At 69.2% G+C, this 24,563-nt stretch carries 22 protein-coding genes; 10 read left to right on the top strand and 12 right to left on the bottom strand.

From position 1 onward, the window contains the following. The first annotated feature begins 21 nt into the window (after nt 1-21). Entirely contained in the window at nt 22-846 is an 825-nt protein-coding gene (locus tag IBL25_RS00780; protein WP_367615519.1) for a creatininase family protein, read from the top strand. Between the two features lie 3 nt (nt 847-849). Here IBL25_RS00780 and IBL25_RS00775 read toward each other — a convergent pair whose 3' ends face one another. Further along, nucleotides 850-2,085 carry an O-antigen ligase family protein gene (locus tag IBL25_RS00775; protein WP_187776635.1) on the bottom strand — a complete coding sequence of 412 codons (1,236 nt, stop codon included), beginning with the start codon at nt 2,083-2,085 and terminating at the stop codon, nt 850-852. Between the two features lie 101 nt (nt 2,086-2,186). Between IBL25_RS00775 and IBL25_RS00770 the strand changes: the two genes are divergently transcribed. The 6 genes from IBL25_RS00770 (at nt 2,187) to IBL25_RS00745 (ending at nt 9,472) form a co-directional block, all read left to right on the top strand. Beyond that, on the top strand, nt 2,187-2,765 hold the full coding sequence (locus tag IBL25_RS00770; protein WP_187776634.1) for a DUF2585 family protein: 579 nt from the start codon (nt 2,187-2,189) through the stop codon (nt 2,763-2,765). A 40-nt stretch (nt 2,766-2,805) separates the two neighbouring features. Continuing rightward, on the top strand, nt 2,806-5,103 hold the full coding sequence (locus IBL25_RS00765) for a molybdopterin-dependent oxidoreductase (RefSeq protein ID WP_187776633.1): 2,298 nt from the start codon (nt 2,806-2,808) through the stop codon (nt 5,101-5,103). Further along, nucleotides 5,103-6,689 carry a PhoX family protein gene (locus IBL25_RS00760; RefSeq protein ID WP_187776632.1) on the top strand — a complete coding sequence of 529 codons (1,587 nt, stop codon included), beginning with the start codon at nt 5,103-5,105 and terminating at the stop codon, nt 6,687-6,689. Before IBL25_RS00765 ends, IBL25_RS00760 begins: the two co-directional genes overlap by 1 nt. Before the next feature lie 80 nt (nt 6,690-6,769). After that, complete coding sequence (locus IBL25_RS00755; RefSeq protein WP_187776631.1) at nt 6,770-7,816, top strand: phosphotransferase; 1,047 nt, start codon at nt 6,770-6,772, stop codon at nt 7,814-7,816. A gap of 2 nt (nt 7,817-7,818) precedes the next feature. After that, on the top strand, nt 7,819-9,132 hold the full coding sequence (locus IBL25_RS00750; protein WP_194433569.1) for an aspartate aminotransferase family protein: 1,314 nt from the start codon (nt 7,819-7,821) through the stop codon (nt 9,130-9,132). A 109-nt stretch (nt 9,133-9,241) separates the two neighbouring features. Beyond that, entirely contained in the window at nt 9,242-9,472 is a 231-nt protein-coding gene (locus IBL25_RS00745; RefSeq protein WP_187776629.1) for a hypothetical protein, read from the top strand. A 256-nt stretch (nt 9,473-9,728) separates the two neighbouring features. Here the strand turns inward: IBL25_RS00745 and IBL25_RS00740 are convergent, their stop codons facing one another. Continuing rightward, nucleotides 9,729-10,913 (bottom strand): aminotransferase, encoded by a 1,185-nt coding sequence (locus IBL25_RS00740; protein ID WP_187776628.1) that lies wholly within the window; start codon nt 10,911-10,913, stop codon nt 9,729-9,731. Between the two features lie 23 nt (nt 10,914-10,936). Next, complete coding sequence (locus IBL25_RS00735; protein ID WP_187776627.1) at nt 10,937-11,581, bottom strand: DNA-3-methyladenine glycosylase family protein; 645 nt, start codon at nt 11,579-11,581, stop codon at nt 10,937-10,939. Between the two features lie 105 nt (nt 11,582-11,686). Between IBL25_RS00735 and IBL25_RS00730 the strand changes: the two genes are divergently transcribed. After that, nucleotides 11,687-12,433 carry a response regulator gene (locus IBL25_RS00730; protein ID WP_187776626.1) on the top strand — a complete coding sequence of 249 codons (747 nt, stop codon included), beginning with the start codon at nt 11,687-11,689 and terminating at the stop codon, nt 12,431-12,433. A 7-nt stretch (nt 12,434-12,440) separates the two neighbouring features. Beyond that, complete coding sequence (locus IBL25_RS00725; protein WP_187776625.1) at nt 12,441-13,781, top strand: ATP-binding protein; 1,341 nt, start codon at nt 12,441-12,443, stop codon at nt 13,779-13,781. Here IBL25_RS00725 and IBL25_RS00720 read toward each other — a convergent pair. The 3 genes from IBL25_RS00720 to gltX form a co-directional block, all read right to left on the bottom strand. Further along, nucleotides 13,778-14,527, bottom strand: a complete 750-nt coding sequence (locus IBL25_RS00720) for a DUF6065 family protein (protein WP_187776624.1) — start codon at nt 14,525-14,527, stop codon at nt 13,778-13,780. The genes IBL25_RS00725 and IBL25_RS00720 overlap by 4 nt on opposite strands. A gap of 64 nt (nt 14,528-14,591) precedes the next feature. Further along, nucleotides 14,592-15,785 carry a M20 aminoacylase family protein gene (locus IBL25_RS00715; protein WP_187776623.1) on the bottom strand — a complete coding sequence of 398 codons (1,194 nt, stop codon included), beginning with the start codon at nt 15,783-15,785 and terminating at the stop codon, nt 14,592-14,594. Between the two features lie 20 nt (nt 15,786-15,805). After that, nucleotides 15,806-17,197, bottom strand: coding sequence for a glutamate--tRNA ligase (gltX, locus tag IBL25_RS00710; RefSeq protein WP_187776622.1), 1,392 nt, complete (start codon nt 17,195-17,197; stop codon nt 15,806-15,808). Nucleotides 17,198-17,423: 226 nt separating this feature from the next. On the opposite strand from gltX, the gene IBL25_RS00705 reads away from it, so the two are divergent. Further along, nucleotides 17,424-19,529: a ComEC/Rec2 family competence protein gene (locus tag IBL25_RS00705; protein WP_238940118.1), complete on the top strand. Its 2,106-nt coding sequence runs from the start codon at nt 17,424-17,426 to the stop codon at nt 19,527-19,529. Here the strand turns inward: IBL25_RS00705 and lexA are convergent. The 6 genes from lexA to IBL25_RS00675 all read right to left on the bottom strand — a co-directional run bounded on the left by lexA (nt 19,523) and on the right by IBL25_RS00675 (nt 24,533). Then, nucleotides 19,523-20,257, bottom strand: coding sequence for a transcriptional repressor LexA (gene lexA / locus IBL25_RS00700; protein ID WP_187776620.1), 735 nt, complete (start codon nt 20,255-20,257; stop codon nt 19,523-19,525). The two genes, IBL25_RS00705 and lexA, sit on opposite strands and share 7 nt — an antisense overlap. A gap of 104 nt (nt 20,258-20,361) precedes the next feature. Beyond that, nucleotides 20,362-21,567 (bottom strand): molybdopterin molybdotransferase MoeA, encoded by a 1,206-nt coding sequence (locus tag IBL25_RS00695; protein ID WP_187776619.1) that lies wholly within the window; start codon nt 21,565-21,567, stop codon nt 20,362-20,364. After that, complete coding sequence (gene moaC, locus IBL25_RS00690; RefSeq protein WP_187776618.1) at nt 21,567-22,049, bottom strand: cyclic pyranopterin monophosphate synthase MoaC; 483 nt, start codon at nt 22,047-22,049, stop codon at nt 21,567-21,569. Before moaC ends, IBL25_RS00695 begins: the two co-directional genes overlap by 1 nt. Further along, nucleotides 22,050-22,856, bottom strand: coding sequence for an indole-3-glycerol phosphate synthase TrpC (gene trpC / locus IBL25_RS00685; RefSeq protein WP_187776617.1), 807 nt, complete (start codon nt 22,854-22,856; stop codon nt 22,050-22,052). 55 nt (nt 22,857-22,911) lie between these two features. Next, a complete protein-coding gene (gene trpD / locus IBL25_RS00680) occupies nt 22,912-23,934 on the bottom strand; it encodes an anthranilate phosphoribosyltransferase (RefSeq protein ID WP_187776616.1) in 1,023 nt (340 codons plus the stop codon). Then, the gene (locus IBL25_RS00675; protein WP_187776615.1) at nt 23,931-24,533 is read right to left on the bottom strand and encodes an anthranilate synthase component II; all 603 of its coding nucleotides are present in this window, start codon (nt 24,531-24,533) and stop codon (nt 23,931-23,933) included. Before IBL25_RS00675 ends, trpD begins: the two co-directional genes overlap by 4 nt. Between the last annotated feature and the right edge of the window lie 30 nt (nt 24,534-24,563).

Raw genomic sequence — 24,563 nt, 5'->3', positions numbered from 1 at the left:
AAAAGAACGGAGTGAAGACTGGTGGCTGCACTGACCAAGCCCAAGGTTCACATGGGCACGCTGACCGGTGGGGAGGGGCGCGAAGCCTTCGCCAGGAATCCGATCATTCTGCTGCCGATGGGTAGCCACGAGGACCAGGGGCCGCACGCGCCCATGGGCGATTACCTGCTGGCGGAGAAGGTGGCGGAACTCGCCGCCATCCGCGCCACCGAGGCCGGCACGCCGACCTTTGTCGCGCCGGTGCTGCCCTTCGGCGGCGCCGATTGGTTCGGCCCGATGATCGGCGGCATCGCCATCAGCCAGGCGACGCTGGCCAGCGTCATCACCGACATGGTGGCCAGCCTGCACCGCAACGGCCTGACGCGCATCGTCGTCATCAACGGCCATGGCGGCAATGTCGGCCCGATCGCCGAGGTGGCGCGCACGCTGTGGCAGGAGAAGAAGGTGGTGCTGCCCAGCCTCTACCTCTGGCGCATCAGCTACGGCCTGCTGCCCGGCCTGATCGGCGCGGAGAAGGCCAAGGCGGTCTCCGGCCACGGCGCCGACCCGCTGACCAGCATCGGCATGCATCTCTTCCCCGAGCTGATCCGCGAGGACCTGATCCCGGAAGGCAAGTCGCTGAAGAAGGACAGCATCCTGGGCCTGCCCTATACTGGCCTGGGCACCGCCAGCTTCAATGGCGCCGAGATCGGCCTGCCGATGGAGTACGACGACACCTATCACGACGGTGTCGCCCAGGGTGACCCGAAGCTCTGCTCGGCCGAGACCGGCCAGGTGCTGGTGGAAAAGCTGACGGATATCGTGGCCCGCTTCGCCGCCCATTTCGCCAGCAAGGTGCCGGCGTAAGCCTTAGCGCCTTGCCGGCAGCGCGGCGGCCATGGCGAGTGCCAGCGCCGCTGCGCAAAGCCACCAGTTCTGCCAGACACCGAAGCTGGCGAAGAAGGTGACGAAGCCGGAAGCCAAGGCGCCGGCGGCGGCTGCGGGCACCGCGCAGCGCGCCGCCGCCAGCCCCAGCATCAGCAAGGCCAGAGCGGCCAGCGCGGCACCGACCCATCCCAGCTCCAGCCGGATCTGCAGTGGCCCGTTATGCGGGTGCAGCGGCAGCAGCCGGAGCTGCGGCTGAGTGAACCAGGCCAGCAGGTTCGGGTCTGCCACGCCGAGGCGCAGCGGGTCAGGCCGCGCTTCGCCGCCCGGAATGATGCGGGCGGATTCCATGCCCCAGCCGGTGAGCGGCTTCTCCTCCGCCTTGCCCAGCGCGAAATCCCAGATCAACAGGCGGTGGATGCCGGAAGGCGGCAGCCGCTCCACCCGCGCACCGATCAAGCCAATGGCGGGTGCCAGCAGCGCAGGTGTCGCCAGCAGCACGGCCGCCAGCGCCACCGCCACCACCCGCGGCATCCGGCGCGGGGCGAGCGCCACGGCACCAGCCACCAGAATACCCGCCACCGCCGCCAGCTTGGCGGTGTCCCCCGGAATGGCCAGAAGGATCGCGAGACCCAGCAGCAAAGCCGCGATGCGCCAGCGCGGGGCGAGCGGGGCGCCCGCCAGCAGCGGCAGCAGCAAAGCCATCACGGAGGCTGCGGGTTTCAGGCCGAAGGCGAGGCTGGCTGGGACTTCCTGCAGCCCCCGCACACCGGCGCGCAGCGCATTGCCGCTGAGATGGTCAAACAAGGCGGCGGCCAGCCCGATGCCGAGGCCGATCAGCAAGGCGCCGCCCAGCTTCCAGCGCTGTTCGGGCGCATCCTGTGCCGCTGCGTGGGCCGCCGCGCCGGCAAGCAGCACCATGCCGATCAGCGTCAGGCCTTCGGAGAAGCTGCGCCTTGGGTCGATGGCCCAGAGAGCCGAGAGCGCACCCCAGCCTGCCAGGGCCATGCCCGACCAGAAGGCGGCGCCGCGTGGCCAGGGCCAGGCGCCCTGGCGCAGCCGCGCCAGCAGGATGCAGGCCAGCAAGGCCACCAGTCCCAGTGGGGACATGGCCTTGGACTGCAGCACGGCGGCGAGGGGCGCGACCAGCGCGGCGATCGCAAGGGGGAACGTGGGGGCGCGCCAGTCAAGGGAAGCGCCGTGCTGAACCTGCTGGGTCATGCCTAGGCCCTTACGGCAATTCCGCCGCGCCAGGAACTGTCGCCTGGTTGCGGCGGAAGCTGCTGCGGGACATAGCGGGGCAGCATAAAGGGGGGCAGACGATGCAGGTGAACCAAGCCAGGCGGCGGGAGTGGAGCAGGGCTGGCCTCGCCATCCTTGGCATCGCGGTGGTGATGGCTGCCGTCGAGCTGGCCATGGGGCGCGTGCTCATCTGCACCTGCGGCGCTGTTGATCTGTGGCATGGGGAGGTGAACAGCGCCGGTAATTCCCAGCATCTCAGCGATTGGTACACGCCCTCCCATATCGTGCATGGGCTGTTGTTCTATGCCGCCGCGCGCTGGCTGCTTCCAGGGAAGGGGCTGCCGCTGCGCGCGGTGCTGGCTGCGCTGGTGGAGGCGGCCTGGGAGGTGGTGGAGAATACCCCCGCCGTGATCGGCCGCTACCGCGATGCGACCATCGCCCTGGGCTATACCGGCGACAGCGTGGTGAATTCGTTGGCTGATCTGGTGGCCATGCTGCTGGGCTTCGCGCTGGCGGCGCGTCTGCCGGTCTGGGCCTCGGTGCTGCTGGTGCTGGCGCTGGAACTGGCGGCGCTGCTGGCGATCCGGGACAACCTGACGCTGAATGTCCTGATGCTGCTCTGGCCGAGCGAGGCCATCCGCAACTGGCAGGCAGGCTGAAAGCGCCCTAGCTTCCGCCGCCCGGAGAAGGAGTTGCCCCATGGTCGAGATCAAACCGCACGCCGCGCACTGGGGCAGCTTCGACGCGATTGTTGAGGATGGGCGCGTCGCCGGCGTGCGCCCTTTTGCCCGTGATCCTTCACCGAGCACGCTGATCCAATCCGTGCCGGATGCCGTGCATGCCCGCACGCGCATCGACCGGCCTTACGTCCGCACCGGCTGGTTGCGCGGGGAGCGGCGGGGCTCGCTTCGCGGCGGAGACGCCTTCGTGCCGGTCTCCTGGGATCAGGTCACGCGGCTGGTGGCGGAGGAGACGCGGCGGGTGCGCGCCGAATTTGGCCATGCGGCCATCCTGGGCGGGTCTTACGGCTGGTCCTCGGCCGGGCGCTTCCATCATGCGCGCAGCCAGTTGCAACGCTTCCTCGGGCTGGGAGGCGGCTTCACCACCCAGGTCACGAATTACTCCTACGGCGCCGGCATGACGCTGATGCCGCATATCCTCGGTACCAATGACGTGATCCAGGGGAAGGTGACGGACTGGCCCAGTATCGTGAAGCACACGAAGCTGATGCTGTGCTTCGGCGGGCTGCCCTTGAAGAATGCCTTGATCACGGCGGGCGGTGCCGGCGCGCATGAATACGTGCCCTGGCTGCGGCAGGTGGCGGCGGCGGGCGTGCGCTTCGTCAATATCTCGCCTTTCCGGGGCGATGCGCCGGATTTCCTGCAGGCCGAATGGGTGCCGATCCGCCCCAATACCGATACGGCGCTGATCCTCGGCATGGCGCATGCCATCCTGGCGGTGGGGCTGGAGGACCGCGGCTTCCTGTCCACCCATTGCACGGGCTGGGAGAAGCTACGCCCCTATATCCTAGGCGAGAGCGACGGCACGCCCAAGACACCGGAATGGGCCGAGGCCATCACCGAGGTTCCCGCCGCCACCATCCGCCGCCTGGCGCTGGAAGCCGCCGGCCTGCCGACCATGCTGACCGCCACCTGGTCGCTTCAGCGCGCCGAGCACGGGGAGCAGCCCTGGTGGATGCTGGTGGCGCTGGCCTCCATGCTGGGCGGCATCGGCAAGCCGGGGCAGGGCGTGGTCTTCGGCTATGGCAGCATGAACGGCATGGGCACGCCGCGCCTGAACCTGCCCTCCGTTTCGATGCCCGCGCCCCGTAACCCGGTTGGCACCGCCATCCCCGTCTCCCGCGTCACGGAGCTGCTGGAACGGCCGGGGGAGGTGCTGCAATACAACGGCCGCGATATCCCGCTGCCCGACATCCGCATGATCTGGTGGGCTGGCGGCAATCCCTTCCACCATCACCAGGACCTCAACCGCCTGCTGCGCGGCTGGTGCCGTGCCGATACGGTGGTGGTGCAGGAGCCCTGGTGGACCGCCCCCGCCCGCCACGCCGACATCGTGCTGCCGGCGACCACTACGCTGGAGCGGAACGACATCGGTTCCTCCTCCTCCGACCGCTTCGTACGGGCGATGCACCAGGCCATTCCGCCGCAGGCCCAGGCGCGCAACGACCATGACATGCTGGCGGATATCGCCGAGGCCCTGGGCTTCCGCGACCGCTTCACCGAGCAGCGCAACGAGGATGCCTGGCTGCGCCACCTTTACGACCGCTGGCGCGCCGCCTGCGCCCGCATCGGCTTCGATGCACCGGATTTCGACCGCTTCTGGGCCGAGGGCTATGTCGAGACCCCGCCGCCCGAGGAAGAATTCGTCCTCTTCTCCGACTTCGCACGGAACCCGGAGGCGCATCCGCTGAACACTCCCTCCGGCAAGGTGGAACTCTTCTCGGAAACCATTGCCGGCTTTGGCTATGCCGAAATCGGCGGGCACCCACGCTGGCAGGCGCCGGCGGAGTATCTCGGTGCCAGCGCGGCCGCGCGTTTCCCGTTGCATCTGCTCTCCTACCAGCCCGCCACACGCCTGCACGGGCAACTCGACCAGGGGCGCGTAGCCGCCGCCAACAAGATCCGGGGCCGTGAGCCCATTCTGATGCACCCGGCCGATGCCGCCGGACGCGGCCTTTCGGATGGTGATGTGGTGCGCGTCTTCAATGACCGTGGCGCCTGTCTCGGCGGCCTGCGGCTGGATGACGGCATCCGCGCCGGCGTCGTCGCCATGGCCACCGGAGCATGGTGGGATCCTGCGGGCGACGGGCTGGACCGCCACGGCAACCCCAATGTGCTGACGCAGGATGTGGGCACCTCCCGCCTTGGCCAGGGCTGCGCCGCGCAGTCCTGCCTGGCGCAGGTGAAACGCTTTGAGGGCGCCTTGCCTGAAGTTACGGTATTCGCGCCGCCCGCGATTGCCGAGGAGGCGGCCTGATGCTCCACCGCCGCAACCTCCTGGCTAGTGCCGCCACCCTGCCACTGCTGCCGCTGGCGGCACAGGCGCAGGTGACGACGCTGGACATTCCGCCGCGCGCCATGCCGCTGAAGCCGGATGACACGGTGGCCGCCGGTTATCGCCGCGCTGTGCTGCTGCGCTGGGGCGACCGCGTGACCTTTGACGCGCCGGACTGGAATCCGCGCCGCCCGAGCGCCCAGGCCGCCGCGGCCCAGTTCGGCTGGGATGCCCGCATCTGCGCTCTGCTGCCGGCACCGCCCGCCACGGATGGCGTGGCACGTGCCATCCTGGCCGTGGCGCATCCCACGGTGGACCCTGCCATGGCCTTCCCGGATGGGCGGGATCATCCGGCGGTGGCGGCGATGATGCAGGGCGCCTCCCTGCTGAACCTGGAGAAGCAGGGCGGGCGCTGGATCGTGGTCGATGGCGGCTACCAGTCCCGCCGCCTGACGGCCGATACCTTGTGCCGCATCACCGGCCCCGCCGCCGAGGCGGTGGGGGACACCGTACAGGGCCTGCTAGGTGTCTCCGGCGGCTGCGCCACCCCCTGGGGCACGCTGCTTCTGGGCGAGGATGACCCCGCTTCCTGGCTGACCCGCCTGCGGGACCTGTACCCGCGCTTCTCCGAGGGGACACGCTTCGGCTGGATGACGGAACTCGACCCGCTGGACCCGCAATCCATCCCGGCCAAGCGCAGTGCGCTGGCGCGCTTTCCGCGCGGTGACGCCGCCGCGGCGCTGACGGCGGATGGGCGCGCGGTGGTCTACATGACCGACCGGCGCGCCTTCGGTTACCTCTTCCGCTTCATCTCGGCCGGGCCGGCTGATGCGCCGGATGCGCTGGATGCCGGTACCCTCTTCGTGGCGCGGCTGAATGGGCGCGGCCTTTCCTGGGTGGCGCTGCCTGGTGGCGCCGAGACTGCATTGAACCCTCTCGCCGCCGCCAGCCAGGCAGCCGCCGTGGCTTTCGACGTGCCCTCGGGCCTCGCGATCGACCCGCGCTCCGGGCGCCTCTACCTGGCCTGCCGCGGCAATGCGGCCCGAAGGCCGGAACAGGTGGATACCCTGAACCCGCTGGCCGGCAGCAGCGGTGGCCATGTGGTGGAGATCAGCCCCGCCGGTGGCGACCATGCCGCGGAGAGCGCGGCAGCCAGCCTGCTGCTGGTCGGCGGGCAGCCACCGGCGCGCTTCGCCTCTCTCGGCAGCGCTTGGCCGGATGCGCCGACCACCTTGGCGGTGGATGGGCGCGGGCGCCTCTGGATCGGCACCGACCATGCCGGGCGCATCGGGCAGGCCCCGGACACGCTCTATGGCTGCGACACGGATGGGCCTGGACGCGGGCTGCCCCTGCCACTCTATGGCGCGCCTTTCGCGGCCGGCATTGGCGGCGCCGCCATGACCCCGGACGGGCAGGCGCTTTTCACCGTGGCCCGTGCGCCAGGAGCCAATCCGGGCTCGGACTATGCGCGGCCCGGCACGCGCTGGCCGCAGTTCGACCCCTCGGTACCGCCACGCAGCACCTTGATGTCCTTTGTGCGGGAGAGTGGCGGTCCGGTTGGCGGCTGAAGTGGGGCGCGGGCGGGTTGCGCGGCATCGGCTTGGCCGTGACACTGACACCCTATCCAAGTCGGGAACCGATGGACCTGATGCCTGCTGACCACCTGGGCGCGGTATTGGACGCGCCCGTCCCGCCAGTCTCCGCCGATGAGGCGGTGGCGCTGGCCCGCCTGCATTTCGGGCTGGAGGCGGTGGCGACGCCGCTGACCGGCGAGCGCGACCGCAACTTCCACCTGCGGGCGGCGGATGGCGCCGAATACGTGCTGAAGGTGGTCCATCCCGCCGAGGACCCCGCCGTCACCGACTTCCAAGGGCAGGCGCTGCTGCATCTGGCGCAGTCGGACCCCGGCCTTCCGGTGCCCCGCGCCCGTCTGCCCCTGACTGTGCCTTACGAGGTGCCAGGCCAGCCTCTGCGGCTGGTGCGCGTTTATTCCTGGCTACCGGGAAGGCCGCTGCACCTCACGGCCTCCAGCCCGGCGCAGCGGCGCAACCTCGGCGCGCTGCTGGCGCGGCTGGACCTGGCGCTGCGAGGCTTCAGCCACCCGGCGCAGCACCATGTGCTGCTCTGGGACATCCAACATGCTGCCCGCGCCCGGGAGCTGCTGGCCGCCATCGAAGACCCTGCGCGCCGCGCCATTCCGGAGCGCCTGCTGGATGTTTTCGAGCAGGAGGCGCTACCGGTGATGCGGAACCTGCGGAAGCAGGTGATCCACAACGACTTCAACCCGCATAACGTGCTGGCCGATGCGGTGGAGGATGCGCAGATCGCCGGCGTCATCGACTTCGGCGACATGGTGCATGCGCCGCTGGTGCAGGACCTCGCCACCGCCTGCGCCTATCACGTGCAGCCGGAGGGCCATCCGCTGGAAGGACCGGCGGAGATGGCCGCCGCCTTCCATGCCGTCTGTCCGCTGCTGCCGGAGGAGTTGGATATCCTCTTTGACCTGATCGCGGTGCGCGGCGTCATCAGCGTCGCCATCAGCGGCTGGCGCGCGCGGCTGCAGCCGGAGAACGCGGCCTATATCCTCCGCAATGCGCCACGTTCCTGGGCCGGGCTGGAGCGCCTGGCCGCCATCCCGCGCGACGAAGCCCGCGCCATCTTCCACGCCGCCTGCGCAAGGACCATTGCCCCGTGAGCATGATCAATGCCTTCGATGCCAAGGCCACCAATGGCGTCGCCCCACGTGAGCAGGAACTGATCGCACGGCGGCAGAAGCTGCTGGGCCCCGCTTACCGGTTGTTCTACGCCAACCCGGTGCATGTGGTGCGGGGCGAGGGGGTCTGGCTCTACGACCCGGACGGCAACGCTTACCTCGATGTCTACAACAACGTCGCCAGCGTCGGGCATTGCCACCCGCATGTGGTGGCGGCGCTGTCGCGGCAGGCGGCGGTGCTGAACACCCATACCCGCTACCTGAACGACACCATCCTCGATTATGCCGAGAAGCTGCTGGGCTACTTCCCGCCCGAGCTGAGCCACGTGATGTTCACCTGCACCGGCAGCGAGGCGAACGACCTCGCCTATCGCGCCGCCCGCAGCTTCACCGGCGGCACCGGCATGATCGTGACGCGGCTGGCCTATCATGGTGTCACCGTCGCGATCTCGGAGATGTCTCCCTCGCTGGGAGATGGCATCACGCTGGGTGCTCATGTCCGCACGGTGCCGGCGCCCGATCTGTACCGTGCCAGCGGCCAGGATGTCGGCGAGGCCTTCGGCCGCGCCGTGCGGGAAGCCATCGCCGACATGGTCGCGCATGGCATCCGTCCCGCCGCGCTGCTGGTGGACACCATCTTCTCCAGCGACGGTGTCTTCTCCGACCCGCCCGGCTTCCTGCAGCCGGCGGTGGCGGCGATCCGCGAAGCGGGTGGCCTCTTCATCGCGGACGAGGTGCAGCCGGGCTTCGGCCGCACCGGTGAGGCCATGTGGGGCTTCATGCGCCACGGCTTGGTGCCGGACATGGTCACCATGGGCAAGCCCATGGGCAACGGCCACCCCATCGCCGCCATGGTCGCCAAGCCGGAGATCCTGGACCGCTTTGGCGAGCGCACCCGCTACTTCAACACCTTCGGCGGCAACCCGGTCTCCTGCGCCGTGGGGCAGGCTGTGCTGGAGGTGATCGAGGGCGAGGGCATCCTGGAGAACGCCCGGGATGTCGGCGCCTATCTGCGCGAGGGGCTGCGCGGCCTGGCCCAGCGACATGAGGTCATCGGCGACGTCCGGGGCGCCGGGCTCTTCATCGGGGTGGAGCTGGTGCGGGACCGTGCCACGCGGGAGCCGGATGGCGAAAGCACGGCCAAGCTGGTGAATGGCCTGCGGGAACGCCGCATCCTGATCAGCGCCGCGGGGCCGCATGCCAATGTGCTGAAGATCCGCCCGCCGCTGGTCTTCCAGCGTGAGCACGCGGACCGCTTCCTGGAAGGCGTGGACGCGGTGCTCGGCGAGATCGGCTGAGGCTTCCGGCGGCGCTTCGTAGCGCCGCCGCAACACCCTGGAGGATGAGAACAAAAAGGGTTCAAAAGCGGCTTGACGGTGAAGTTCTCTTTATGTGCATGTTCTTCCCATGCCGCAGGAACCTGCCTTCTCCCTCGCTACTCCCCCGCTGCGGCAGCGGCCGCACTGGCCGTCCCGCGCTTCCTGGCAGGTGGCGCGGGCATCCCCGCTCCGCCGCCTCCGGCTGGCGCTGCTGAACCTTCGCCTGCACCCGCTGCTGCGGGAGGGCATGCTGGGTGGCATCGTCGGTATTCTGGCAGGCTGGCTGGTCGCCTGGGCCGCACTCTGGCTGACGGCTTAGCTTACGCCTCTTCCATGGAACGAGGTGGCCGGGCCGCGTTGGCTCCCGGCGCACAGGCATGCAGAGGTGGATGTGCTGAGACGCCGCTGATTGTTCCAATTGGCGGCCACCCTGGGACTGGCCGGCGCAGTGACCATGTCTACCTCCGGCGAGGCGGAGGCTCAGCCACCGCCGCCGTAGGCCGCCATCACCACCCGGCGTCGCCGCCAGTGTTATCCGTCGCCCCGCCGCCGCGCCGGTGGTGACGCGGTTCCGGTCAGGCCGGAACCTTTGCGCTGAGGCGCAGGCGGTCCGGCACGGCCGCCAGCGCCGCTTCCTCGACATTGGCGAAGGCCAGGCGCAGGTGCCGCTCCTGCCCAGGCCCGAAGAAGGGGCCGGGCAAGGTGAGCAAACCATGTTCGCTGCCCAGGATCTCGGCGGCGCGCAGGGCATCCGGCGCATGGGCCGGCAGCCGCAGGTAGGCGAAGTATGTCCCCAGCGCGTCGATACGCCATTCCGGCGCCTGTTGCATCGCACTCCGGAAGGCCGCGGCACGCCCCTGCATGATGCCACGGTTGGCCAGGCGCCAGTCCCGCAGCGCCGGCACGGCCCAGGCCAGTGCTGTCTGCGCCGCCCGGGGCGGGCAGATCTGCATGGTATCCACCAGCTTCAGCAACTCGGCGCGGAATGCGCCGCCGCCCACGATGGCGCCGACGCGGTGCCCCGGGATGCAATAGGACTTCGCGAAGGAATAAAGCTGCACCACCCCATCCCGCCAATCCGGGTCCTGGAACAGGTCATGCGGCGGGCAGGCGTCTTCAGGCAGGAAGTCGCGATAGGTCTCATCCAGCACCAGCCAGACGCCCTTGCGGCGACAGATGGCGGCAATGCTGGCAATGACCTCGCGTGGGTAGATGGCGCCGGTGGGATTGTTGGGGCTGACCAGCACTACCGCCCGGACCTGCGGCGTCAGCGCCGCTTCCAGCCGCTCCAGGTCCGGCACGAAGCCGTCCTCGGCGCGGGTCTCGAAGGGCAGGGCGTCGACGCCGAGCAGTTCCAGCGCCATGCGATGGTTGAAGTACCAGGGCGTGGGCAGCAGAACGGCATCGCCGGTACCGGCCAGAACCGTCATGGCCATGGTGAAGGCCAGGTTGCAGCCGGCGGTGATGGTCACCTCTCCGGCGCCGACCTCTGCCCCGTAGAAGGCGGATACATCCGCCGCCAGGGCCTCGCGCAGCGGCAGGTCGCCATCGATGGCACCGTAGCCGGCGCAGGCGCGGCTGCCGGCGGCGCTGGCCAGCCGTTCCAGCATCTCCGGGTGCGGCGGGTAGCCAGGGACCGCCTGCGTCAGGTCGATCATCGGCCCAGCACCGCCCTGGTAACGGGCGGCCCAGGCGCGGGCGGCGGGAATGGGGGGCGCGCCGGTGGCGGCAACGCGGCGCGAAAGGCGGAGGCTGGGCATGATGGCAGGCAAAGTGGCACAGCCTAGTCGGACTCGCCAGCGGGCCGCCCGGTGGCATATCGCCAGTGATGCCAGAGCAGCCTTGCCGCCAGTGAGCGCCAGGGGCTCCAGGCTGCCGCCATCAGCGTCAAGGCGCGCGGTGTCGGCCGTTCCTGCCAGCCCTTCAGGTGTGCCAGCGAGGCGGCCAGGGCAACGTCCCCATGCGGAAAGACATCCGGCCGCGCCTCGGCGAAGAGTAAATGCACCTGTGCTGTCCAGGGGCCGAGCCCCCGTTGCGCGGCGAGATGCGCGACCGCCTCCGCATCCGGCATGTTGCCCAGCGCATCCAGCCGCAGCCTTCCATCCAGGACAGCCGAGGCGAGGGCGCGCAGATGCGCCACCTTGGGGCGGGACAGGCCGGCGGCACGAAACTGCTCGTCGGTCAGCTCCAATGTCCCGGCTGGCTCCAGCGCCCCTGGCAGGGCGGCGAAGCGGCGCCAGATCGCCCCGGCCGCTTGGTTGCTGATCTGCTGCCCGAGCACCGTCCGCACCAGCCCGGCGAAGCCGCGCGGGCGCCAGCGCCAGGGCAGGGGGCCGGCGGCCGGCTCGATGCGGGCGAAATCCGGCTCCAGAACACAAAGGGCTTCGATTCCAGGGCGGAACCAGGGCGGCGGGGTCGCTTCGCTCATGCGGCGGCTGTCGAATTGCAACGAAGGGAAACGAGGCACATGGCGGCAAAAGCCTGTAACAATGGCTGACGGCGTTGATGCCATATCATTGCTATGGTCGAAGTCATGGAACCGCCTCCGCATATCCTTGTTGTCGATGACGACCGGGAAATCCGCGATCTGCTGTCGAAATTCCTCGAACGGCAGTCCTGCCGCGTGACCGCCGCGCGCGATGCGCGGGAGGCCCGCCGCCTTTGGCCGCTCGGCCGCTACCACCTGGTGGTGCTGGACCTGATGCTGCCGGGCGAATCCGGGCTGGACTTCGCACGCTGGTTGCGGGGCCAGTCCGATGTGCCCATCGTGATGCTGACGGCGATGAGCGAGGAGACCGACCGTATCGTTGGGCTGGAGCTTGGCGCCGACGACTACGTCGCCAAGCCCTTCAACCCGCGGGAGCTGTTGGCGCGCATCCGTGCCGTGCTCCGCCGCGCCAATGGGGAGAGCGGCAGCAGCCAGGAGCCGCCGCCGAAGGCGATCCGCTTCGCCGGCTGGACGCTGGAGCCCGCCCGGCGCCGCCTGCTGAACCCGGAAGGCGTGGAGGTGCCGCTGACCGGCGGCGAGTACGAGCTGCTGATGGTGCTGGTGGAGCGCCCGAACCGGGTGCTGACGCGCGACATGCTGATGGACCTGCTGCGGGGCCGCCAGGCCGGACCCTTCGACCGAGCCATCGATGTCGCCGTTTCCCGCCTGCGGCGCAAGCTGGAGGACGACGGGCGCAACCCCAGCCTGATCAAGACGGTGCGTGGTGGCGGGTATGTTCTGGCCGCGACGGTGGACAAGACCTCGGAGCGGGTGGAAGGCACCGCCGGGTGAGCCTGCGATGATGCGGCAACTGCTGCCGCGCAGCCTAGCAGGCCGCACCGCCGTCTTCCTGACCCTGGCGCTGATGCTGGTGCAGGCGGCGGGGCTGACCATCCATGCCCTGGACCGGGTGGACCTGCAGCGCCTTGGCGTCTCGCGGGAGATCAGCGCGCGTGCCTTCGGGATCTGGCGCACCGTGATGCTGGCGCCGCCGGACCGGCGCGAATCCATGCTCTTCGATATCGAGCTACCGGATGGCCTGGCCGCGGACCTTTCCGACATGCCCGCCGTACGGCCCGGCATGCCGCGCGCGCCGCTGGCCCTGGTGCGGCTGTTCCAGCTCGATCTCATCGCCTCCAGCCCACCGCGCTTCCGCCCGCGCGAGGCCCTGGTGGCGAGCGGTCCGCGCCCGGGCATGCTGGTGGTGGCCATGCGCCTGCCGGACGGCCCCTGGCTGAACATGTGGCTGACGCTGCCGCCGCCGCGCCCCTGGCATTCCGAGACCTTCCTGATTGCCTTCATGCTCATGACCGGCGCCGCCCTGGCGCTGATCCTCTGGGCGACCCGCCGACTGGTGCGGCCGGTTTCCGCCCTGGCCCATGCCGCGGACCGGCTGGGGCGCGATGTCAATGCGCCGCCGCTGCCGGAAGTCGGGCCCAGCGAGGTTGTCACCGCCGCACGAGCCTTCAACACCATGGCTGAACGGATCCGGCGCTTCGTCGGCGACCGCACCCAGATGCTGGCCGCCATCGGCCATGACCTGCGCACCCCCATCACCCGCCTGCGGCTGCGCGCCGAGTTCCTGGAGGATGACGAGCAGCGCCGCAAGATGCTGGCGGACCTGGATGAGATGGAGGCCATGGTGAACGCCACCCTGGCCTTCGCCCGCGATGATTCAGCCACCGAGCCTTCAGTGGCGCTGGACCTCGCGGCGCTGTGCCGCACCGTGCTGGACGAGGCCGCCGATGCCCGCCCGGAACTGCCGCCGGAAGCGATTTCCTACCGGGGGCCTGACCGGCAGAAAATTCGCGGCCGCCCCATCGCCCTGAAGCGGGCATTGGCAAACCTCGTTGCCAACGCATTGAACTATGGGGGCACCGCGCATGTGGTGATGGAGGCGCCCTCCCACGGCATCCTGACCCTGCGGGTGGAGGATAAGGGCGAGGGTATCCCCGATGAATCCCTGGAAGCCGTGTTCCAGCCCTTCCGCCGGCTGGAAGTCAGTCGGAACCGGGAGACAGGCGGCACCGGCCTCGGCCTGCCGATTGCCCGCAACATCCTGCGTGCGCATGGCGGCGACGTGGTGCTGCGGAACCGGCCCGAAGGCGGTCTGGTGGCCTTGGTGACCCTGCCTCTCTAGGAGGGAAAAGGGCGGGCCTGGACCTTTGTGGCATGTCCATGGACCGCGCTTTCCCCAGTGGGGGCCAGGCCTCTGTGGTAATGCCGCTGCCAGCCCTGGGCCTGGGCCTCGCTCCCCGCCTGCTTCAGCGCGGCATTGAAGCCGTTGCGGGATTGCCGCCAGCCGTGATGGGCGGCGTGCAAGGCAGGGTCTTCGGCCAGGGCGCGGGTTTCTGGCTGCATGGCCATCACGAGGTCACGCGGCACGGGGAAGAAGAAGCACACCGGCTCACCGGCCGTGAAGCGCACGGAGTGATGCGGGCGGGTGAAGCGCCAGTTCATGGTGAAGGTCATCGGTGCCCAATCGGTCTCGACCACGCCGGAGAGGGGAGCGATGCCGTCCTTTGGCGCATTGGGCGGGCCGGAGACCCAGAGGTTGAACCCAGGCGGTGTGCGCAGCAAGGCACTGACGTGGAAGGTGAGGATGCCGGCGCCAAAGTGGCTGACAGGCGGCGAGACAGCATCGCCGATGACGGTGATCTCGATGTCGCCGGGCTGGTCTCCGCCGTTCCAGACGGCATCGAAGGTGCTTTCGCCCAGCAGCACCCAGCCATGGCTGTTGGCGATGGTCAGGGGCAGGCAGCGGTAGGCGAAGCCCTGCGGCGAGGCATCCATCCAATCCCGCCGCACGGGCGCCGGCATGATCGGCGGCAGGGGCCTGTCGAGCGTATAGGCGATCAACCGCCGGTCCGGTGCATCCAGGGCCATTCTGGCCTCCCTCCAGAGATGGAGGGAGACTAGCGGACCCGGACTTAACGGAGCGTGAAGGCCCTCAGGCCGCCGCGCCCATCTCTTGCCGGACCAGGCTGACCCAATAGCCGATGCCATAGGGAATGGCGTCGTCGTTGAAGTTGTAGGTCGGCGTATGCAGGCCCTCAGAGGTCGCACCACCGGCGCCCTGGCCCATGAACATGAAGGCCCCCGGGCGTGCCTCCAGCATGAAGGCGAAGTCCTCGCCGCCCGTGGTCGGCGGGGCATTGGAGTCGACCTTGCCGTCGCCTATCAATGCGCCGGCGGCGGCCACGGCGATGGCCGTCTGTTCCGGATGGTTCACCAGGGCGGTGGTGCCGCGGTGATATTCCGGTTCCGCCGTGCAGCCGAAATTGGCTGCGATGCCATGCGCCAGCTCGGCGATCCGGCGCTCCAGCAGGTCCCGCACCGCCGGGGTATAGGAACGCGCCGTGCCGCCGATCCGCATGACGGCAGGCATGACATTGGTGGAGCCGAAGGAACCGCCCTCGATGGCGCCGACGCTGATCACGGCAGAATCCACGGCGGCCACGTTGCGGCTGACGACGGTCTGCAGCGCCATCACGAACTGCGCCAGCACGATGGTGACATCGGTGGAGAGATGCGGCGTCGCGCCGCCATGGCCGCCGGTGCCGCGGAAGGTCACTTCCCAGCGGTCGCTGGCCGCCATGGCCGGGCCGGTGCGGGTGGAGAAGAGGCCCAGCGGCATGCCCGGCTCATTGTGCAAGCCATAAACTGCATCGACCGGGAAGCGCTCGAAGAGCTTGTCCTTCAGCATGGCGACGGCGCCGCCACGGCCTTCCTCGGCCGGCTGGAAGATGAAGTGGACGGTGCCGCCAAAATCCGGGTTCTGCGCCAGGTACTTGGCCGCGCCCAGCAGCATGGTGGTGTGGCCGTCATGGCCGCATGCATGCATCTTGCCGCTGTGGGTGGAGGCATAGGGCAGGCCCGTCGCCTCGTTGATCAGCAGCGCGTCCATATCGGCGCGCAGGCCGATGGCGCGCTGGCCAGGCAGGCGGCCCTTCAGCGTGGCCACTACACCGTACTTGCCGACGCCTTCCTCGACCTGCAGCCCGTATTCCCGCAGCTTGGCGGCGACGAGCGCGGAGGTGCGCTCCTCCTCCATGCCGATCTCGGGATGGGCGTGGATGTCCTGGCGGATGGCAGCCAGTTCGGGCTGCAGCGCGCGCAGGGTGGAGAGCAGGATCTCGTCCATGAGAAGGTTTCCTCCTTCGGTCAGGCGGCGGCGGCGCGCATACGGGCCAGGGCCTCACCCTTGCCCAGGGCGAAGAGCACGGCGTCGATCGGCGGAGACTGGGTGCTGCCGGTCAGTGCTGCCCGCAGCGGCTGTGCCACGGCGCCCAGCTTCAGGCCCTTCACCTCGGCGTAGTCACGCAGCCACTTGTCCAGGTCGGCGCGCTCCCAGGGGGCCTCCTCCAGGAAGGAAGCGATGTCGAGCAGCCGCTCCTTTGCCTCGGACGTCAGCTGGGCCTGGGCCTTGGGCTCGAAGGTCAGCGGAATGCTGGCCACCGCGAAGCCGCACATGTCGGCGGCCTCGATCAGTGTGCGGGCGCGCGGCTGCACGTCCGGCATCAGGGCCCGCACCGTGGCGGCGGCGCCCTCCGGCAGCGGGCCGCGCGCGCGCAGGATGGACAGCACGTCGCCAGCCACCGCATCCGCGTCTTTCTGCCGCAGGTACTGCGCGTTGAGATGCGTCAGCTTGGCATAATCCATGCGGGAGGCGGCGCGGCCGACATCCTTGAGGTCGAAGAGTTCGATCGCACGTTGACGCGGCACGAATTCCTCATCGCCATGACCCCAGCCGAGGCGCAGCAGGTAGTTGCAAACGGCTTCGGGCAGGAAGCCCTGGTCGCGGAATTCCAGCGCGCCTACCGCGCCGTGGCGCTTGGACAGCTTGGCGCCATCGGCGCCATGGATCAGCGGGATATGCGCGAAATACGGGCGCCTCCAGCCCATGGCATCATAGATCATCACCTGGCGGAACGTGTTGGTCAGGTGATCGTCGCCGCGGATGACATGGGTGATAGCCATGTCATGGTCATCCACCACCACGGCATGCAGGTAGGTCGGCGTGCCGTCCGAACGCAGGATGATCATGTCATCCAGCTCTGTGTTCTTCACCCGTACCTCTCCCTGGACGAGGTCGCGGATCACCGTCTCGCCTTCGCGCGGCGCCTTGATGCGGATCACGGGCTTCACGCCAGCCGGGGCCTCGGACGGGTCGCGGTCGCGCCAGCGGCCGTCGTAGCGCGGCGGGCGGCCTTCCTTGGCGGCCGTCTCACGCATCTCGGCCAGTTCCTCGGGCGTGCAGAAGCAGTAATAGGCTTTGCCCTGCTCCAGCAGCTCCCGCGCCACTTCGGCATGGCGGGCCTCCCGCGCGCTCTGCATCACCGGCGGTTCGTCGGGCGAGAGGCCGAGCCAGTCCAGGCTCTTGATGATCTGGTCCACCGCTTCCTGGGTGCTGCGCGCCTTATCGGTGTCCTCGATTCGCAGCAGGTACTGGCCGCCATGGTGGCGGGCGAAGAGGAAGTTGAAGAGCGCGGTACGCGCGCCTCCGATGTGCAGATACCCGGTCGGGGAAGGGGCGAAGCGGGTGCGGACTGTCATGGCGCGGCCAGATTCCTTCAAGCCGCAGGGCATGCCCCTATGGCTCGCGAGATTTCCTACGAACCACCACTTCTACCACGCTACCCCTCTGCTGTAGAGTGCGCGCAGAGGTTGAGAAACTATGTGGATGATGAACGCAGGGCGCCTGCCGCTGGTCCCACTCACGCGGTTTGGCAGTGCGGCGGCTCATCTCCCCGGCATCGACTTTATGCACCGGCTAGCCTCGATGGCGTATGGCATCCTGGCATCGGAATGGGAGCGCCTGCCGCTCTGGCTGCCAATCGGCATGGGCGCCGGCATCCTGCTTTATTTCAGCCTGCAGCACGAGCCCGGCCTCTCGGCCCTCTGGTGGGCCGCTGCGCTGATACTGGGCGCGGTGGTTCTGGTGCCCCGGCGGCCGCTAAGTGCCTGGGCCTTGGGCATGGCCGGCATGGTGGCACTCGGCTTCGGCGTGGCAGGCTGGCAAACGCAGCGGCTGCCACCCATCATCGACCTGCCCAGCAAGGCAGTGGTGGTTGAAGGCGTTGTGGAGGCGGTCGATCCACTGCCCGAGGGGGTGCGGGTGACGCTGGCCAGGCCGCGCCTCTCGACGGATGGGCCCGACCTGCCACGCAATCTCCGCATCCGCCTGCGCAAGAAGGACCCTCTGACGCCGGTGCCCGGCGATCATCTCCGGGTGCGTGCCCTGGTGCGCGAGCCTGCGCCGCCTGCCTTTCCTGGGGCCTGGGATTTCCAGCGTGGCGCCTATTTCCAGGGGCTTGGTGGCTCCGGCTTCGCCATCGGCGCGGCCGAACGGCTTGGGGAGCCGCTGCCGGCATCGCCCTTCGTCCGGCTGCGCGGAGTCATCGGGGCGCAGGTCAGCGCGGAGATCGCGGGAGGCGCCGGCGCCGTATCGATGGCGCTACTGACCGGCTCGCAGAGTGCGATTCCAGAAGCCGATATGGCAGCGATGCGAGATTCGGGCCTGGCGCACCTGCTCTCGGTATCGGGCCTGCATATCGCGATCGTCATGGGGCTGAGCTTTGGTGCGGTGCGCTTCCTGCTGGCGCTGGTGCCCTGGCTGGCCCTGCGCTGTGACGGCAAGGCCGTGGCGGCCCCGGGCAGTCTTGTTGTTGGGCTGGGCTATGTGCTGCTCACCGGCTCTCAGGTGCCCATGCTGCGAAGCTTCGCCATGGCGGCGCTGGTGACGCTGGGCATTCTGCTGGGGCGCCGGGCCTTGTCGCTCCGCGCGCTTGCCCTGGCCGCCGTGGCGGTGCTGCTGATGCAGCCCGACGCCGTTACCGGCCCCTCCTTCCAGATGAGCTTCGCCGCTGTGATGGTGCTGATTGCCGGCAGTGAATGGACAGGGCCGTTCATGGCACGCTGGCGTGCCCACAAGGAGTGGTGGCGCAAGCCAGTGCTCATGCTGCTGGGGCTGACACTGACTTCCATTCTGGCCGGGCTGGCGACCACGCCCTATGGCTTGCACCACTTCGGGCGCCTGCAGATCTACGGCGTCGTTGCCAACGCTCTCGCCATTCCGTTGACCTCGGTGCTCGTTATGCCAGCGGGCATGCTGGCCCTGGCGCTCATGCCCTTCGGCCTGGAGGGCTTGGCGCTTGCGCCGATGGGCTGGGGTGTCGAGGGCATTCTCTGGGTTGCCCGTACAGTCGCTGGCTGGCCAGGCGCCGCGCTTTCCGCCACGCCGATCCCGCCCTGGGGCCTCGGCCTGATCAGCCTCGGCATGCTGTGGCTCTGCCTCTGGCAGAGGCCATGGCGGCTGCTGGGCCTGCCGATGATGCTGGTGGGCAGCCTTTCAGCGGCCTGGATGACACCGCCGGATATCCTGGTCTCGGCCGATGCGCGGCTGATCGCCTTCCGCACCGCGCATGGCGTTTATCTGCAGCGCGGCAGCGGCGCGTCCTCCCTTGTGCGGGAAAGCTGGCTTCGAAACTGGGCGGAGGAGGAAGTGGTGCCGGTGCCGCTCCAGGGCCGGACAGAGGATGGTACGCTCGATTGCACCCCAGCCGCCTGCCGCTTCCAGCCAAGGCCCAACAGTGCGGCAGCACTGCTGCTCCGCGCCGAAAAGACCCGGGCGAAGGAAGCGGCACCGCCTATCCAGGCATCAGCGCATTGCGGCGAAGCGGCTGTCCTGCTCTCGCCGGAGCCAATTCGCGGTCGTTGCCGTGGCGCCGCCGAGGTGGACCGCTTCACCGTCTGGCGAAGCGGTTCTCATGCCATCTGGCTGGAAGCCAATGGTCCACGGATCATATCAGACCGCGACTGGCGCGGGCGCCGGCCCTGGGTGCCGCCGCCGCCACGCGCCCCCTGGGAGCAGGCGGCTGGTCAGTAGCGGCGAAGCAGCCCCACCAGCTTGCCCTGCACCTTGACGCGATCCGGCCCGAAGATGCGCGTCTCATAGGCGGGATTCGCAGCTTCGAGGGCAATGGAATTGCGGTTGCGGCGCAGCTTCTTCAGCGTGACTTCGCTGTCGTCCACCAGGGCCACGACAACATCGCCGTTATCGGCGACCTCGCCACGGCGGATGATGACCGTGTCACCATCCAGTATGCCAATGCCCGTCATGGAATCACCAGCCACTTCCAGGGCGTAATGCTCGCCCGAGGCCAGCAGCGCCGCCGGAACCTCGACGCTGCTGCCCTGGTCGCGCAAGGCCTCGATAGGCAAACCAGCGGCGATGCGGCCGTAAAGGGGCAGGTGCACCGCCGCGGCATCCGCCGCAGCCTTCTGCACGCCAGAGAGATTGGGCGCGAAATTGCCGCGGATCACATTGGCCGGGAAGCTGGGGGCAGGGGCACTGGCTGGTGCCGAGCGCGCGCTGGCCTCGGCGGAACGCGGCGCCACGCTATCAGGCAGGCGCAGCACTTCCAGCGCCCGCGCCCGGTGCGCGCGGCGCTTCAGGAAGCCGCGCTCCTCCAAGGCCGTGATCAGGCGGTGGATGCCGGACTTGGAACGCAGCTTCAGCGCTTCCTTCATCTCCTCGAACGAAGGGGAGAATCCAGTGTCGCGCAGGTGCCGGTCGATGAACATCAGCAGCTCGTGCTGCTTGCGCGTCAGCATGTGGAGACCTTCCCTTGAAACGGAGCCGGCCTGCGAACAAACCGGAAACTGTCTCAAATGTTCTACGGAAGTTCTCCCGCCCTGGTCAACCTGAATTCAGCGACCTAAAGCCCAAGATCGGCCAATGTAATGATCTCCACGGTTGCACCGGCCTCCAGCGGCGGCGCATGCGGGGCACGGAGCAGCAAGGCTTCCGCTCTGGCCATGGTCTTCAGCATGGAACTGTCCTGCACCGGGAAGGGCGTGACGATCTGCTGGCCCTCCTCATCGGTGGAAAGCGTCGCGCGCAGGTAGTCCGCGCGGCGGTCGTTCTCCGGCAGGGTTGTGCCCAACCTGGCATGGCGCAATGGCGCGGCCAGCCCTGGCCTGCCCGCCAGCGCCGCGATGGCGGGCAACAGAAAGACAATGCCACAGACCAGGCTCGATACGGGATTGCCCGGCAGGCCCAGAAGCGGCGTCTCGCCCAGCCGGCCCCAGATCAAGGGCTTGCCCGGCCGCATGGCGATCTTCCAGAAGTCCAGCGCAAAGCCCTCTGGCCCCAGCGCCTTCTGCACCAGGTCGTGCTCGCCGACACTGGCGCCGCCGGCAGTCACGAGGAGGTCGCAGCCCCGCGCGCTGCGAGCCGCCAAGGAGATGGCCGAAACATCATCCCGTGCCACCGGCAGCACCAGCGGCACGCCACCCGCGCTGTGCACCAGCGCCGCCAGAGCATGCGCATTGGAGGAAACGATGCCGCCCGGCGCCATCGGGTCCCCCGGCAGGGAAATTTCGTCGCCTGTGGCCAGGATGCCGATGCGCGGCGCGCGATGCACGCTGAGCCACGGATGATTGCCAGCTGCGGCGAGGCCGATATCGCGCGCCGTCAGCCGGCGGCCGGCGGCGAGCAGTTCCTCACCCTCGCGGAAGTCCAGCCCAGCACGGCGGATCCAGCGCCCGGCCCGCACGGTTTCTCCGACGGTGACGCTGTTGCCATTGGCCTGGGCATCTTCCTGCAACAGGATGGCATCGGCGCCGGCCGGCACCACCGCGCCGGTGAAGATGCGCACGGCCTCGCCCGCTTGCACCGAGCCAGCGAAAGGGTGCCCGGCCGGGGCGGCGCCAACCAGCCGTAGCGTGGCGCCCTCGGTGGCATCGGCCGCCCGCACCGCATAGCCGTCCATGGCGGAGACATCGGCCGGTGGCTGTGTCAGGCGTGCATGCACCGGCGCGGCCAGCACGCGGTTCCAGGCTTCGGAAAGGGCGACCGTCTCGGCCCCCACGGGCTGCAGCGCGCCGAGGATGCGGGCGCGGGCCTCCTCGACAGAGAGCATCAGGGCGCTTCCCAGAGCCCGGATTTGCCGCCTTCCTTGCGGACGAGCCGCACGTCCTCCACCCGCATGCCGCGGTCGATGGCCTTGCACATGTCATAGACTGTCAGGGCTGCGACGCTGACGGCGGTCAGCGCCTCCATCTCCACCCCGGTCTGGCCGGTGGTCTTGGCGGTGGCTTCGATCTCCACCGCATCCGGCGCCACCGGCACCAGCTCCACCTTCACAGAGGAAAGCGGCAGGGGGTGACAGAGCGGGATCAGCTCGGCGGTGCGCTTGGCACCCATGATGCCGGCCAGCCGCGCCACGCCCAGAACATCACCCTTGCCGATGCCGCCCTGCCGGATGGTCTCCAGCGTCGCCGGCGCCATCACCACCCGCCCGCGCGCGACGGCAACGCGGGTGGTGGATGGCTTGGCCGAGACATCGACCATCACGGCCTTGCCCTCAGCATCGAAATGGGTGAGGCCGCTTTCGTTAGACATTCAGGCCTCGACCATGGCGCGGGCGGCGGCGGTCAGGTCCGGCTGCCGCAGCAGGTGCTCGCCCACCAGGATGCAGCGGGCCCCGACATGCGCCATGCGGCGCACATCCTCGGGGTTGCGCAAGCCGCTCTCCGCCACCGGAATCCGGTCGGCCGGGACGCTGGGCACCAGCCGCTCAGCCGTCGCGAGGTCGGTGCGGAGGGAGCGCAAGTTGCGGTTATTGATGCCGATCAGCCGGGTGTTCAGGCCCAGCGCGCGCTCCAGCTCCCGCTCATCATGCACTTCGGCGAGCACGGACATGTCCAGGCTACGCGCCACGTCTTCCAGCTCGTTCGCCTGGGCATCGGAAAGGGCGGCGAGGATCAGCAGGATGCAGTCCGCGCCCATGGCCCGGGACTCGAAGACCTGCCAGGGGTCGATCATGAAGTCCTTACGCAATACTGGCAGGGAGCAGGCGCTGCGTGCCTCCGCCAGATGCTCCGGCGAGCCCTGGAAATAGGGCGCATCGGTCAGCACCGAGAGGCAGGAAGCCCCGGCGGCCTCGTATTCACGGGCAATGGTCGCGGGCTCGAAGGGGTCGCGGATCAGCCCGCCGGAAGGCGAGGCGCGCTTTACTTCGGCAATCAGCCCGATACGCCCCTCGGCCACGGCGCCGCACAAGGCGCCGGTGAAGTCGCGCGGCTTGCCGGCGTCGCGGGCTAGGCGCTCCATCTCGTCCAGTGACGTGGCGGCGGAGCGGGTGCGAACCTCCGTCTCCTTGTCAGCCAGGATTCGGAGCAAGGTATCGGACAGGACAGGGGCGTTCATCGGGGTGCTCTTTCCCGCGCGGGCAAGGGCGCGGCGTCAAGTTCAGGGAAGGCCATCAGGCGGCGGGCGCGGCGCTGGTGGCGGCGCGCAGCCGCTCCAGCACATCCATGGCCGCGCCTTCGTCGATGGCGCGCGCCGCGCGGCTGGCCGCGGCACGCAGATCGGTCTCCGCGCCCGCCACCACAAGGGCGGCGGCGGCGTTCAGCAGCACGCAGTCCCGATAGGCGCCATGCGTGCCGCGCAGCAGCGCCACCAGCGCCGCGGCATTCTCGGCCGGGGTGCCGCCGAGCAGCGCTTCAGTCGGCGCGCGGGGCAGGCCGGCATCCTCCGGGGTGATGGTGAATTCGCGGATGCTGCCGCCCTTCACCTCCACCACGTCACTGGGTCCAGCCAGGGTCAGCTCATCCAGGCCCTGGCCATGTACCAGCCAGGCATGTTCAGTGCCTGTGCGAGCCAGGGTCTCCGCCATGGGCCGGAGCCAGCGGGCGGCATAGGCGCCGGTCATCTGCCGCTTCACCCGCGCCGGGCTGGTCAGCGGCCCCAGCAGGTTGAAGATGGTGCGGGTCGCCAGCTCCACGCGTGGGCCTGCGGCATGGCGCAGTGCCGCGTGGTGCCGCGGCGCCGCCAGGAAGACCATGCCGACGCGCTTGAGCACCTGCGCCAGGGCCGGGATCGGCATGTCCAGGTTGATGTCCAGCGCCGAAAGCACGTCCGAGGCGCCGGACTTGGAGGAGAGCGCCCGGTTACCGTGCTTGGCTACCGGCACCCCGCAGCCTGCCACGACAAAGGAGGCGGCTGTGGAGATATTCAGTGTGCCAACGCCATCGCCACCCGTGCCGACCAGATCGATGGCGCCGGGCGGCGCCTCGATGGCCGTCATGCGGGCCCGCATGGCGCGCACGGCGCCCGTCATTTCCGCCACCGTCTCGCCGCGCACGCGCATGGCCATCAGCAGGCCGGCGATCTGCGCCGGTGTGGCCTCGCCTTCCATGATGATGCCAAAGGCTTCCTCGGCCTCATCCTCGCTCAGTGTCTCGCCCAGTGCTAAGCGCGCCAGGATAGGCTTCAGAGACATCATGCCGCCTTGTTGCGTGCTGGCAGGGTGGCGCCGGCCATGGTCAGGAAGTTGCGCAGGATGTCATGGCCATGCTGGCTGGCGATGCTTTCCGGGTGGAACTGCACGCCCCAGATCGGCAACTCCCGATGCGCCAGTCCCATGATCAAGCCGTCATCGGTCCAGGCGGTGGCCTCCAGTTCCTCCGGCAGTCCTTCCCGCCGCACCACCAGCGAGTGGTAGCGAGTGGCGCGGAACGGATCGGGCAGCCCGGCGAAGAGGTCGGTATTCCGGTGCCGCATCTCCCAGACCTTGCCATGGACCGGGGTGGGCGCCCGCTCCACCACGCCGCCGAAGGCCTGCCCGATGGCCTGATGGCCAAGGCAGACGCCCATCAACGGCGTGCGGGTGGCGGCGGCCGCCTCGATCAGCGGCAGGCAGACGCCGGCCTCGTTTGGCGTGCAGGGGCCGGGGGAAAGCAGGATGGCTTCCGGCTTCATGTCCAGCGCTTCCTGCGCCGTCAGGGAGTCGTTCCGCCGCACTTCGATCTGCGCGCCGAGGTCGCCGAGGAAGTGGTACAGGTTGAAGGTGAAGCTGTCGTAGTTGTCGATCAGCAGGATCATGGCCGGGGTTCCTTGGGGCTGAGGGGCAGG

It is taken from the genome of Pseudoroseomonas ludipueritiae (genome assembly GCF_014490445.1).
GTDB classification, from domain to species: Bacteria; Pseudomonadota; Alphaproteobacteria; order Acetobacterales; family Acetobacteraceae; genus Pseudoroseomonas; species Pseudoroseomonas ludipueritiae.
The sequence above is the reverse complement of the archived record's forward strand: the minus strand, read 5'-3'. Positions and strand labels throughout refer to the sequence as shown.

Excerpts from the sequence above, each read along its gene's own strand:
- IBL25_RS00775 (WP_187776635.1), bottom strand. The coding sequence starts at position 2,085 with ATGACCCAGCAGGTTCAGCACGGCGCTTCCCTTGACTGGCGCGCCCCC.
- IBL25_RS00770 (WP_187776634.1), top strand. The coding sequence starts at position 2,187 with ATGCAGGTGAACCAAGCCAGGCGGCGGGAGTGGAGCAGGGCTGGCCTC.
- IBL25_RS00765 (WP_187776633.1), top strand. The coding sequence starts at position 2,806 with ATGGTCGAGATCAAACCGCACGCCGCGCACTGGGGCAGCTTCGACGCG.
- IBL25_RS00760 (WP_187776632.1), top strand. The coding sequence starts at position 5,103 with ATGCTCCACCGCCGCAACCTCCTGGCTAGTGCCGCCACCCTGCCACTG.
- IBL25_RS00755 (WP_187776631.1), top strand. The coding sequence starts at position 6,770 with ATGCCTGCTGACCACCTGGGCGCGGTATTGGACGCGCCCGTCCCGCCA.
- IBL25_RS00750 (WP_194433569.1), top strand. The coding sequence starts at position 7,819 with ATGATCAATGCCTTCGATGCCAAGGCCACCAATGGCGTCGCCCCACGT.
- IBL25_RS00745 (WP_187776629.1), top strand. The coding sequence starts at position 9,242 with ATGCCGCAGGAACCTGCCTTCTCCCTCGCTACTCCCCCGCTGCGGCAG.
- IBL25_RS00740 (WP_187776628.1), bottom strand. The coding sequence starts at position 10,913 with ATGCCCAGCCTCCGCCTTTCGCGCCGCGTTGCCGCCACCGGCGCGCCC.
- IBL25_RS00735 (WP_187776627.1), bottom strand. The coding sequence starts at position 11,581 with ATGAGCGAAGCGACCCCGCCGCCCTGGTTCCGCCCTGGAATCGAAGCC.
- IBL25_RS00730 (WP_187776626.1), top strand. The coding sequence starts at position 11,687 with ATGGAACCGCCTCCGCATATCCTTGTTGTCGATGACGACCGGGAAATC.
- IBL25_RS00725 (WP_187776625.1), top strand. The coding sequence starts at position 12,441 with ATGATGCGGCAACTGCTGCCGCGCAGCCTAGCAGGCCGCACCGCCGTC.
- IBL25_RS00720 (WP_187776624.1), bottom strand. The coding sequence starts at position 14,527 with ATGGCCCTGGATGCACCGGACCGGCGGTTGATCGCCTATACGCTCGAC.
- IBL25_RS00715 (WP_187776623.1), bottom strand. The coding sequence starts at position 15,785 with ATGGACGAGATCCTGCTCTCCACCCTGCGCGCGCTGCAGCCCGAACTG.
- gltX (WP_187776622.1), bottom strand. The coding sequence starts at position 17,197 with ATGACAGTCCGCACCCGCTTCGCCCCTTCCCCGACCGGGTATCTGCAC.
- IBL25_RS00705 (WP_238940118.1), top strand. The coding sequence starts at position 17,424 with ATGGCGTATGGCATCCTGGCATCGGAATGGGAGCGCCTGCCGCTCTGG.
- lexA (WP_187776620.1), bottom strand. The coding sequence starts at position 20,257 with ATGCTGACGCGCAAGCAGCACGAGCTGCTGATGTTCATCGACCGGCAC.
- IBL25_RS00695 (WP_187776619.1), bottom strand. The coding sequence starts at position 21,567 with ATGCTCTCTGTCGAGGAGGCCCGCGCCCGCATCCTCGGCGCGCTGCAG.
- moaC (WP_187776618.1), bottom strand. The coding sequence starts at position 22,049 with ATGTCTAACGAAAGCGGCCTCACCCATTTCGATGCTGAGGGCAAGGCC.
- trpC (WP_187776617.1), bottom strand. The coding sequence starts at position 22,856 with ATGAACGCCCCTGTCCTGTCCGATACCTTGCTCCGAATCCTGGCTGAC.
- trpD (WP_187776616.1), bottom strand. The coding sequence starts at position 23,934 with ATGATGTCTCTGAAGCCTATCCTGGCGCGCTTAGCACTGGGCGAGACA.
- IBL25_RS00675 (WP_187776615.1), bottom strand. The coding sequence starts at position 24,533 with ATGATCCTGCTGATCGACAACTACGACAGCTTCACCTTCAACCTGTAC.